This is a genomic window from Serratia proteamaculans (assembly GCF_004684015.1).
GTDB classification, from domain to species: Bacteria; Pseudomonadota; Gammaproteobacteria; order Enterobacterales; family Enterobacteriaceae; genus Serratia; species Serratia proteamaculans_F.
In genome coordinates, this window is the sequence record NZ_SRIA01000020.1 from 21367 (window position 1) to 33250 (window position 11884).

General features: G+C 54.8%; 9 protein-coding genes. All 9 read right to left on the minus strand.

Annotated elements, in window-relative coordinates:
* Positions 1-81: 81 nt before the first annotated feature.
* A complete protein-coding gene (accA, locus tag E5C26_RS19250) occupies positions 82-1041 on the minus strand; it encodes an acetyl-CoA carboxylase carboxyl transferase subunit alpha (protein WP_135317738.1) in 960 nt (319 codons plus the stop codon).
* A 12-nt stretch (positions 1042-1053) separates the two neighbouring features.
* Positions 1054-4542, minus strand: a complete 3489-nt coding sequence (gene dnaE / locus E5C26_RS19255) for a DNA polymerase III subunit alpha (protein ID WP_135317739.1) — start codon at positions 4540-4542, stop codon at positions 1054-1056.
* Between the two features lie 83 nt (positions 4543-4625).
* On the minus strand, positions 4626-5219 hold the full coding sequence (rnhB, locus tag E5C26_RS19260) for a ribonuclease HII (protein ID WP_135317740.1): 594 nt from the start codon (positions 5217-5219) through the stop codon (positions 4626-4628).
* A complete protein-coding gene (gene lpxB / locus E5C26_RS19265) occupies positions 5216-6364 on the minus strand; it encodes a lipid-A-disaccharide synthase (RefSeq protein ID WP_135317741.1) in 1149 nt (382 codons plus the stop codon). The genes rnhB and lpxB overlap by 4 nt, the downstream gene beginning before the upstream one ends.
* A gap of 3 nt (positions 6365-6367) precedes the next feature.
* A complete protein-coding gene (gene lpxA / locus E5C26_RS19270) occupies positions 6368-7156 on the minus strand; it encodes an acyl-ACP--UDP-N-acetylglucosamine O-acyltransferase (protein WP_135317742.1) in 789 nt (262 codons plus the stop codon).
* Positions 7157-7159: 3 nt separating this feature from the next.
* Positions 7160-7615 carry a 3-hydroxyacyl-ACP dehydratase FabZ gene (fabZ, locus tag E5C26_RS19275; RefSeq protein ID WP_017893789.1) on the minus strand — a complete coding sequence of 152 codons (456 nt, stop codon included), beginning with the start codon at positions 7613-7615 and terminating at the stop codon, positions 7160-7162.
* A gap of 161 nt (positions 7616-7776) precedes the next feature.
* Entirely contained in the window at positions 7777-8799 is a 1023-nt protein-coding gene (gene lpxD, locus E5C26_RS19280; RefSeq protein ID WP_135317743.1) for a UDP-3-O-(3-hydroxymyristoyl)glucosamine N-acyltransferase, read from the minus strand.
* A 4-nt stretch (positions 8800-8803) separates the two neighbouring features.
* Positions 8804-9301, minus strand: a complete 498-nt coding sequence (gene skp, locus E5C26_RS19285) for a molecular chaperone Skp (RefSeq protein ID WP_112347219.1) — start codon at positions 9299-9301, stop codon at positions 8804-8806.
* Between the two features lie 159 nt (positions 9302-9460).
* Positions 9461-11866, minus strand: coding sequence for an outer membrane protein assembly factor BamA (gene bamA / locus E5C26_RS19290; RefSeq protein ID WP_135317744.1), 2406 nt, complete (start codon positions 11864-11866; stop codon positions 9461-9463).
* Positions 11867-11884: the final 18 nt, after the last annotated feature.

The window sequence follows — 11884 nt, forward strand, 5'->3', positions numbered from 1 at the left end:
GTGTACCCCAAAAGCCCCCTTTTCATCAGCCAAAAAAAAACCGCCCGAATGAAGGCGGTTTCTTGCAACGCATGACAAAACTCAGCAGTAGCCGTAGTTCATCAGGCGCTGGTAACGACGGTTGAGCAACTCTTCGTTGTTCAGGCCATCGAGATCTTTCAGGTCAGCCAACAGCTGCGCTTTCAGCGCGGCTGCCATTGCCGGCACGTCACGGTGAGCAGAACCCAAAGGCTCCGGGATCACCGAATCGATCAGCTTCAGCTCTTTCAGACGGGGTGCGGTAATGCCCATCGCTTCTGCAGCCAGAGGTGCCTTGTCAGCACTCTTCCACAGGATTGATGCACAGCCTTCCGGTGAAATCACCGAATAGGTGCTGTACTGCAGCATATTCACTTTGTCGCCCACGCCGATGGCCAATGCACCGCCAGAACCGCCTTCGCCAATCACGGTGCAGATCACCGGGATATTCAGGCGAGACATTTCACGCAGGTTATGGGCAATCGCTTCTGACTGGCCGCGTTCTTCCGCGCCCACACCCGGGTATGCCCCTGGAGTGTCGATGAAAGTGATCAACGGCATCTTGAAGCGAGAAGCCATTTCCATCAGGCGCAACGCTTTGCGATAGCCTTCCGGTGCCGGCATGCCGAAGTTACGGCGGATTTTCTCTTTGGTTTCGCGGCCTTTCTGGTGACCGATGATCATCACCGGGCGACCATCCAGACGCGCAATACCACCGACAATCGCTTTGTCATCGGCATAGGCGCGATCGCCAGCCAGTTCTTCGAAGTCGGTGAAGATGTGTTTGATATAATCCAGGGTATAAGGACGGCGTGGGTGGCGTGCCAATTGGGCAACTTGCCAAGCCCCAAGATCGGAAAAAATCTTGCGCGTCAGCTCAACGCTCTTTTCACGAAGGCGCTGAACCTCTTCGTCCAGATTAATATCTAATTTTTCGTCTTGACGGCTGACTGCAGTCAGCGAGTCAATTTTCGCTTCCAGCTCTGCAATCGGCTGTTCAAAATCAAGAAAATTCAGACTCATAGCATTCCTATTTTAGTCAAATTCCAGTTCCACCTGCTCATTACCTACCAAAGTCCGCAAATCTATCAATAAGCGGTCGGTGGGCGTCACGCGCCAGGTTGCGCCAAAACGCAGCTTGGCCCGCGCATCTTCCCGTTGATAGTAAAGATGCACTGGAATCGTCCCCGAGCGATGGGGTTCCAAAGACTGACGGAGACGGTTCAAAAGCTGGTCATCAATTTGCCTGTCCGTCAGCGAGATAGCAAGTCCGCGAGCGTATTTTTCACGGGCTTCGCTGATGTCCATTAGCTCGCGGGCGGTCATTTTAAGCCCACCGCTAAAGTCATCAAAGCTGACCTGTCCACTGGCGATCAGGATACGGTCTTTTTCCAATAAATGCTGGTATTTTTCTAACGCATCGGTGAATAACATCACCTCAAGACGGCCTGAACGGTCATCCAGCGTACAAATTCCGATGCGATTACCACGCTTGGTGACCATAACCCGTGAGGCAATCACCAGCCCAACAGCGGTCGTCATTTTGCCCCGATCCGTCGGGTGCATATCTTTCAAACGCTGGCCACCGGCATAGCGTTCGATTTCCTTCAGGTACTGGGTGATCGGGTGCCCGGTGAGGTACAACCCCAACGTTTCCCGTTCACCGTCCAGTACCACCTGCTCCTGCCAGCGGGGCACGTTGGCGTAGGATTGCTCCACCTGCTCCGGCGCTTCCGCCAGCACGCCAAACATGTCCACCTGGCCGATCGCTTCGGCTTTGGCATGCTGATCGGCCGCTTTCAACGCGTCACCCAATGAGTTCATCAGCGCGGCGCGATGCGGCCCAAGGCGGTCGAATGCCCCGGACATGATCAGCTTTTCCAGAATGCGGCGGTTCAGTTTCTTGATATCAGAACGTGCGCACAGGTCAAACAGGTCTTTGAAATAGCCCTGCTCGCCACTGTTACGCGCTTCAAGAATAGCTTCAATCGGCCCTTCCCCGACGCCCTTGATCGCGCCGATGCCGTAAACGATCTCGCCTTCATCGTTAACGTGGAAATGGTACTGGCCGCTGTTGATGTCCGGCGGCAGGATTTTCAACCCCATACGCCAGCATTCATCCACCAGGCCCACCACCTTATCGGTATTGTCCATATCGGCGGTCATTACCGCCGCCATAAACTCGGCTGGATAGTGCGCCTTCAGCCATAACGTCTGGTATGACACCAGCGCATAGGCGGCGGAGTGCGATTTGTTGAAGCCGTAACCGGCGAATTTCTCCACCAGGTCAAAGATTTTTACCGACAGTTCGCCGTCGATACCGCGTGATTTTGCCCCATCTTCGAAACCGCCACGCTGCTTGGCCATCTCGACCGGGTTCTTTTTACCCATCGCACGACGCAACATGTCCGCGCCGCCCAGCGAATAGCCGGCCAGCACCTGGGCAATCTGCATGACCTGTTCCTGGTACAGGATGATGCCGTAGGTCGGCTCCAGTACCGGCTTGAGCGACTCATGCTGCCACTGAATATCCGGGTAGGAGATCTCTTCACGGCCGTGCTTACGGTCGATAAAGTTATCTACCATGCCTGACTGCAGTGGCCCTGGGCGGAACAGCGCCACCAGTGCGATCATATCTTCGAAGCAGTCGGGCTTCAGGCGTTTGATCAGGTCTTTCATGCCGCGCGATTCAAGCTGGAAGACCGCCGTGGTCTCCGAACGCTGCAGCATGTCGAAGCTTTTCTTGTCTTCGAGCGGGATAGCGGCGATATCGATCGGTTCCAGCCCGGTCTTCGCTCGGCGGGCGTTGATCATCGCCAACGCCCAGTCGATGATGGTCAGGGTACGCAGGCCCAGGAAGTCGAACTTCACCAGCCCGGCGTATTCCACGTCGTTCTTGTCAAACTGGGTGACCGGGTGCTGACCTTCTGCGTCACAGTACAAGGGGGCGAAGTCAGTGATTTTGGTCGGTGCGATCACCACACCACCGGCGTGCTTACCGGCGTTACGCGTCACCCCTTCCAGCTTGCGCGCCATGTCGATCAGCGCTTTGACTTCCTCATCCGCTTCGTAAATTTCCGGTAACTGCGGCTCGGCGGCAAAGGCTTTCTCCAGCGTCATGCCCGGATCGGGTGGCACCAGCTTGGAGATACGATCGACGAAGCCATACGGATGGCCCAATACGCGGCCCACGTCGCGAATAACCGCTTTCGCCGCCATGGTACCAAAGGTAATGATCTGGGATACCGCCTCACGGCCGTACATCTCCGCCACGTGATCAATCACCAGATCGCGTTTTTCCATGCAGAAGTCGACGTCGAAGTCGGGCATCGAAACACGTTCCGGGTTAAGGAAACGTTCGAACAGCAGGTCAAATTCCAGCGGGTCCAGATCGGTGATTTTCAGCGCATAGGCCACCAGTGAACCGGCACCAGAACCACGGCCTGGCCCTACCGGCACGTTGTTGTCTTTCGACCACTGGATGAACTCCATCACGATCAGGAAGTAACCCGGGAAGCCCATCTGGTTGATGACTTTCAGCTCAATGTCCAGACGTTCGTCGTATTCAGGGCGGCGCTGAGCACGCACCTCCGGATCCGGGAACAGGAATTCCAGTCGATCTTCCAGCCCTTCCTTCGACTTAAGGACCAGGAAGTCCTCGGTGGTCATGTCACCGGTTGGGAACTGCGGCAGGAAGTATTCGCCAAGGCGAATAGTCACGTTACAACGCTTGGCGATCTCTACACTGTTGAGCAACGCCTCCGGGATGTCGGCAAACAGCTCACACATCTCGTCTTCGTCACGCATGTATTGCTGCGGAGTATAATTACGCGGACGCTTGGGATCATCCAACGTGAAGCCGTCGTGGATAGCAACGCGGATCTCGTGGGCGTCAAAGTCATCCGCTACCAGAAAACGCACATCGTTGGTAGCCACCACCGGCAGCCCGCGTTCGGTCGCCAAGGCTACCGCTGCATGCAGGTAGTTTTCTTCGTCCGGCCGACCGGTACGGATCAGTTCGAGATAATAACTGTCGGGGAAGTACTGCTGATAAAACTCCAGGCATTGCTCCACCTGCGGCTGGTTGCCGCGCAGCAGAAACTTGCCGACGTCGCCCTGACGGGCACCTGAGAGCAGGATAAGCCCTTCACGGTGCTCAATCAGCCAGTCGCGATCGATGATTGGGCCGGCGGCGCCGTAACCCCGCTGATAGGCGCGGGAAATCAGCAGCGTCAGGTTTTGGTAACCTTCATTATTGGCGGCCAGTACGGTGAGCTGCGCCAGCTCGTCGCCCAGCACTTCGCTTTGCACATGAAAATCCGCGCCGATGATCGGTTTGATCCCGGCGCCGTGCGCGCTGCCATAAAACTTCACCAGACCACACAGGTTGGTAAAGTCGGTAATTGCCAAAGCAGGCATGGCTAACGCGGCGGCTCTTTTCACCAACGGTCCGATCTTGGCTAATCCATCAATCATGGAGTAGTCGCTATGAACGCGCAGGTGAATAAAACGAGGTTCGGCCATATCCAGATACCTGAATCTAGGGGCTCAGTGAACTGAACCCGGGTTAACTCTATCGCGTGCCCAGCCCGGGTAGGGCCGGCAGATTACAGCGCCAGCACCCTTCTAACCGGGGCAAAGCTGCGGCGATGATGCTCGGTCGCACCCAGCGCGGCCAGCCGCTCCAGATGGAAAGCGGTTGGGTAGCCTTTATGCTGCGCAAAGCCGTAGTCCGGGAATTCCCGATCCAACTCGGTCATTTCGTGGTCACGCGTAACCTTCGCCAGAATGGACGCGGCGCTGATTTCTGCCACGCGGCTATCGCCCTTCACCACCGCCTGCGAACGCATCGATAGTTTCGGACAACGGTTACCGTCGATCAATACCATGTCCGGCGCGATATGCAATCCGGCAACCGCTCGCTGCATCGCCAGCATGGTGGCATGCAGAATGTTCAGTTGGTCAATCTCGTCCGGCTCAGCACGCCCCAGACTCCAGGAGAGTGCCTTTTCGACGATTTCGTCATACAGCGCCAGACGACGCTTTTCACTGAGTTTTTTCGAGTCCGCCAGCCCAACTATCGGTCGCGCAGGATCGAGGATCACTGCGGCGGTCACTACCGCTCCGACCAAAGGGCCACGGCCGACTTCGTCCACGCCGGCAATCAACGTGGCGACAGGATAAATGAAGGGTTCAATCATGCTTTTGCCAGCTCCAACACAGCCTGAGCAGCCTGTTCATCGGCACCACAACGGATGCTTTGGTGCAAGTTAAGGAAGGTCTGTTTCAATTCGTCGGTTTGCGGGCTATCTTCCAGCAACGGCATGATAGACGCCGCCAGCTTGTCCGGCACGCAATCGTGCTGCAACAGCTCGGTGACGATCTCACGACCGGCCAACAGGTTGGGCAGTGAGACATAGGGGGTCTTCACCAGCCGCTGCGCTATCCAGAAGGTAAAGGGCTTCATGCGGTAGCCCACCACCATCGGGCATTTGGCCAGCATGCACTCCAGTGCCGCAGTGCCAGAGGCCAGCAATGCTGCGTCGCTGGCGATCATCGCCTCACGGCCTTGGCCATTGAGCAAATGGACCCTTAACTCAGGTGCCACTTCCGCCTTGATGCGTTCGAACTGCTCGCGTCGCTTGGCGTTAACCAACGGCACCACCAATTCCAGCTCGGGGTAGCGGGTACGCAGCAACTGGGCGGTCTTCAGGAAGTCAGCGCTCAGCATCTCGACTTCAGCACCGCGGCTGCCCGGCAGCAGGGCCAGACAACGCGCATCAGGGGCAATGCCCAGTTTAGCGCGCGCAGCCAATTTGTCCGGTTGCAGCGGCATGGCGTCGGCCATGGTATGGCCAATAAACCGACAGGGAACGTTGAAACGATCGTAAAACGCTTTTTCGAAAGGGAGAAACGCCAACACCAGATCGGTGGCTTTGCCTATTTTGAAAACGCGCTTTTGACGCCAGGCCCAAACGGACGGGCTGACATAGTGAATAGTACGGATGCCGCGCTGTTTCAGGCGACCTTCCAGGGTGATATTGAAGTCCGGCGCGTCAATACCCACAAACACGTCCGGCTTCAATTCGCTGAACCGGCGGGTAAGATCCTTGCGGATCTTTAACAGGCGTGGCAGGCGCTCAAGCACCTCGACCACGCCCATTACCGCCAGCTCTTCCATTTCGTACCAGGTTTCGCAGCCTTCAGCCTGCATCAGCGGGCCGGCGACGCCAACAAAACGTGCGTCTGGGATCTGCGCCTTGAGCGCACGAATTAAACCGGCGCCAAGAATGTCACCGGAGGTTTCTCCGGCGACCAATCCGATGGTCAATGGACGATTTTGCATAGGTCAGCGAATAATTCCGCGGGTAGAACGGCCAAAGAAATCAAGGAACTGCTGCACCACTGGCTGTTCTTTCGCCAGGGTTTCGATTTCTGTTTTCGCTTCATCCAGCGTTTTCTCGCTGCGATAAAGAATTTTGTAGGCGTTACGGATTGCCTGCATTTCATCTTTATCAAAACCACGACGCTTCAAGCCAACGGCGTTAACACCGAATGGCGTGGCGTGGTTACCTTGCGCAATGACAAAAGGAGGCACGTCCTGGGCAACGCCGGAACAACCGCCAACCATCACGTGAGTCCCGATAATGCAGAACTGATGAATCGCCGTCATACCACCGATAATGGCATGATCGTCAATTTCCACATGGCCGGCCAGCGTGGCGTTGTTTGCCAGGATACAGGAGTTACCCACCACACAGTCGTGCGCGACATGCACGTTAACCATCAGCAGGTTGTCATTACCTACCTTGGTCAAACCGGTGCCCTGCGCGGTACCGCGATGAATGGTGACGCTTTCGCGGATGCGGTTGCGATCGCCAATCTCGACACGCGTCGGTTCACCCGCGTATTTCAGATCCTGATTCACTTCGCCAATAGAGGCAAACTGATAGATCTGATTATCGCGGCCGATTTTGGTCAGGCCATTCACCACGATATGGGACTTCAGTACCGTGCCTTCGCCGATTTCCACCTGGGAGCCGACGTAGCAGAAGGGACCGATGTGCGCACCAGCGCCGATAACGGCGCCTTCTTCAATAATCGCGCTAGGATGGATAAAGGCGGTTTTGTCGATCACGGATTAAGCCTCCCGGCTGCGCGCACACATCATGGTTGCTTCGCAGACAATTTTGCCGTCGACGGTCGCCACGCCTTTAAAGCGCGTCAAACCACGACGAGTTTTCTCAAAGGTGACTTCCATGATCATTTGATCACCAGGCACTACCGGACGTTTGAAGCGAGCTTCGTCGATACCGGCAAAGTAATACAACTCGCCCGGCTCCAGTTTGCCGACGCTTTTAAACGCCAGAATACCGGTGGCCTGCGCCATGGCTTCCAGAATCAATACGCCTGGGAAAATCGGCTTACCAGGGAAGTGTCCCTGGAAAAACGGCTCATTTACAGATACGTTCTTCACCGCACGCAGGAATTTGTGCTCCTCAAACTCGAGGACGCGATCGACCAGCAAGAACGGGTAACGGTGAGGAAGCAACTCTAAAATTTCTGCAATATCCAGAGTATGAGTGTCAGTAGTCAAAATACTCTTCCTGTCTCTAAAAACTGATGGCATCAACAACACGGCCTGCGCTGCCCCCAATAAGGAGGAAGTCATGCAGGCCGCAAATTAACAACTCTTTGCGCTTTTGGTCTCATGACCAACGCGTTTCGTTTTGTACCCAGCGAGGCGGGCGGTAGTGATTAGTCTTTTCCGACTTTTCGTTCGACAGCTTTTAAGCGCTTGCTAATCTCATCGATATTCATCACCAACGCAGCGGTTTTACGCCAAACTTTGTTGGGTTGTAACGGAATGCCCGAAGAGTATACCCCAGGTTCGGTGATTGGTCGCATAACCATTCCCATTCCGGTGACAACAACCTTGTCGGCGATCTCCATGTGACCGTTGATCACGCTGGCTCCGCCGATCTGGCAGTAGCGGCCGATTTTCAAGCTGCCTGCCATGATCACACCGCCGGCGACGGCAGTATTGTCGCCAATCACCACGTTATGTGCAATCTGGCATTGGTTGTCGATGATAACACCATTCCCGATCTGGGTGTTATCCAGCGCGCCGCGGTCAATGGTGGTGCAAGCACCAATCTCGACGCGATCGCCGATAATTACCGTGCCCAACTGAGGAATTTTTATCCACTCGCCACGTTCGTTGGCATAGCCGAAACCATCAGCACCAATCACGGTACCTGATTGGATCAGGCAGCGTTGGCCGATCTCGACTTCATGATAAATCGTTACGTTCGCCCACAGACGTGTCCCCGCGCCAATGCGCGCACGTTTGCCGATGAAGCAGCCAGGGCCGATAACCACGTTATCGCCAAGCACTGCGCCCGACTCGATCACCGCATTGGCCCCAATGGCAACCTGCTGACCCAGAGTGGCTTCAGGTGAGATAACCGCGCTTGGCGCGATATCCTGAGCCGGGGACGGCGTGGTATCCATCAGTTGCGCCATGCGCGCGTAAGTCAGGTAAGGGTTTTTAACCACCAGCGCCGCAGAACGACAGTGTGGTAAATCCGCCTCGGTAAGCACTACTGCGCTTGCCTGGCAGGAAGCCAGCTGCTCTTGATAGCGGCTGTTTGACAAAAACGTGATTTGGCCAGCCTGTGCCGAATGCATAGAAGCAATGCCGGTGATGACGAGATCGCCATCACCGTGCAATTGTGCATCCAACTGCTGCGCTAGATCAGCCAGTCGAATTGAAGGCATGTTGTTATTTAACCTGTTTCAGCACGTCAGCAGTGATGTCTTTAGAAGTCCCTGCGTAGGCAACAGCGTTAGCATCGATAACTACGTCGTAGCCTTCTTTGCTGGCAACAGATTTCACAGCGTCCTGAATACGGCTCAGGATTTTGTTACGCTCTTCCATCTGACGGCGACGGTTGTCCTGCTCAAAAGCCTGTGCTTTCTGAGAGAACTGCTCGCGCTGTGCCATCACGTCTTTTTCCATCTTGCTGCGATCGCTGGCTTTCATGGTAGCGCCATCACGCTGCAAACGTTGCATTTTGGTCTGAAGGCTACGCTCCATGTTCTGAAGCTCACCCGCACGGCCTTTAAACTCGTTTTCCAGCTGTTTAGCTACGGTTTCACGAGCCGGCAACTGTTGGAAAATGCTGGAGACGTTAACTACAGCGATCTTATCTGCTGCCTGAACGCCAGCTGAAGCAGCCATTGCTAAACCGAGGCCTGCGGCACACAACCACTTTTTCACTATAAACTCCTTACCATCACCCATTTGTGTCATATGACACTTGAAGTACACAATCTGCCAGACTTATCCCGCAAAACAATGAGAATCATCTCTCTGTGCTCCGACGAGCGCCTGGCATTTGCGATTCTTAATAACTGCTATGCCCAGAAGCCGGACCTGTTACCAGGTCTTGCCAATGTTAAACTGGAACTGTTCTGACTTGTCGCCTTCGTATTTCTTGATCGGGTTGGCATAGGAGAACACCAACGGACCCAAAGGTGACATCCACTGCAAGGCAATACCGGCAGAAACGCGGATGTTGCTCGCCTTACTGTAGTCCGGAATATCGTACATGCTGGTCTGCGCAGTATTCTGCCAGTTGGTATCCCACACGGTACCCGCATCCACGAACAGGGAAGTACGCACTGAGTTGGCGTATTTCTCGCTGATGAATGGCGTTGGTGTGATCAATTCCATACTGGCGACTGCCATGGCGTTACCGCCTACCGCATCGTCTGAACTACACACAGCAGCACCATTGGTACAGCTATACGAGTTGGAGTTGTAGTACGCAGCTTTTGGACCAATGGTGTTGGAGCCGAAACCACGCACGGTGCTGGAACCACCGGCGTAGAAGTTTTCGTAGAACGGCATTTCTTTGCCGCCCAGACCATCTGCATAACCCAGACGGCCACGACCCAACAGCACCCAGGTACGATCGTCGTTGATCGGAACGTATTGCACACTGTCCAGCGTCAGCTTGTAGTATTCGTTATCCGAGCCTGGAATGGTGACTTTACCATTGAGCGTAGTGCGGTTACCCGAAGTTGGGAAATAACCACGGTCAAGGTTGTTGTAGGTCCAACCCAGGTTCAACGTGAAGTCATCGGCAGAATAGCTGGCGCGATCGGTGGTGTTAGGATTCAGACCCATCGAGTCCAGATAACGCCACATGGCAATCTGCGGCTGCATGTTGGACAAGCCGTTATGCACGTAACCCAGACCGGTACGCAACGAGTTGTTTTCGTTGATCGGGAAGCCCAGGGTACCGTCTATACCGTAACTCTTGTTGGTATAGTCGGACAGGTCCGCGTCATCGGCTTTAAAGTCGTTGTAGAAGATACGGCCACCCAAACTCACACCGTCAACGGTGAAGTACGGGTTGGTTACCGACAGTTCGGTGTAAGTCTGGTAATCGTTCTTGGTCCCGCTGATGCCGACGGAATAGCCGGTCCCCAGCCAGTTGTCCTGTTGAACGCCTGCCTGGAAGCTCACGCCGCTCTCGGTGCCGTAGCCGACGCCGAAGTTGAAGGTACCGGTGTTACGCTCTTTCACCTTGTAGGTGACATCAACCTGATCCGCAGTGCCCGGAACGCGTTGGGTTTCCACATCTACCGTTTCAAAATAGCCCAAACGGTTCAGACGTTCTTTGCCCTGCTCTACCTGAGCATTACCCAACCACGCACCTTCCATCTGACGCATTTCACGGCGCAGTACGGAATCTTTACTGGTATCGTTGCCTTCAAACTTGATGCGACGGACATAGAAACGGTTACCCGCATCAATATTCACGTGCAGCTTCACGGTTTTATCCGCGTCGTTGATTTCAGGCTGGGTAGAAACACGCGGGTAAGCGTAACCGTAACGGCCCAACATCGTTTTGATGTTGTCTTCCATTTTGGTCACTTTACTGCCGTTATACAGCTCACCTGGCTCAATTTTGGTCAACTGGGCAACTTCCGCCGAGTGGCCGGCCAGATTGCCGTTCACCACCACGTCAGTGAGCTTGTATTGCTCGCCTTCTGTGATATTGATGGTGATGTAGATGCCTTTTTTGTCCGGCGTCAGGCTGACCTGCGTCGAATCAATATTAAAGCGCGCGTAGCCGCGGTCCAGATAGAAACTGCGCAGGGTTTCGAGGTCGCCCGCCAGCTTTTGCTTCTGGTATTTGCGATCGCCCACCACGTTCCACCACGGCACTTCATCACGCAGTTGGAAGCGTGAAATCAGTTCATCATTGGTGAAGGCATGGTTGCCGACAATGTTGATTTGTTGAATCTTGGCGGAAACCCCTTCCGTGAACACCAGTTTCAGGTCAACACGGTTACGCGGCAATGGCGTGACAATGGCTTTCACCGAGGCACTGTATTTACCGACGCTGTAGTAGAAGTCTTCCAGCCCTTTTTCAATGCTGGATATCGTGGTGCGGTCGAGCGCTTCGCCAACCCGGACGCCAGAGGCTTCCAGGTTTTGCTTGAGCATGTCATCTTTCACCGACTTGTTGCCGGAGAAAGTGATGCTGGCAATGGTAGGGCGTTCCTTAACCTGAACAATCAGCGTATTACCATCGCGCAGCACGCGAACGTCCTCGAAGTTGCCAGTGGCAAACAAGGCACGGATGGTATTACTGATATCATCGTCAGAGACGGTATCGCCTACGCGAACCGGCATGTTGAGTAACGCCGCACCGACGGCGACTCGCTGCAGGCCTTCGAAATGAATATCCTTCACTACGAACCCGTCTGCACCGTATACGGTGGCGCTGCCAAACAGCAGCGACGCTATGAGCAACTTTTTCATCGCCATCGTTGTTATGCGTTCTTC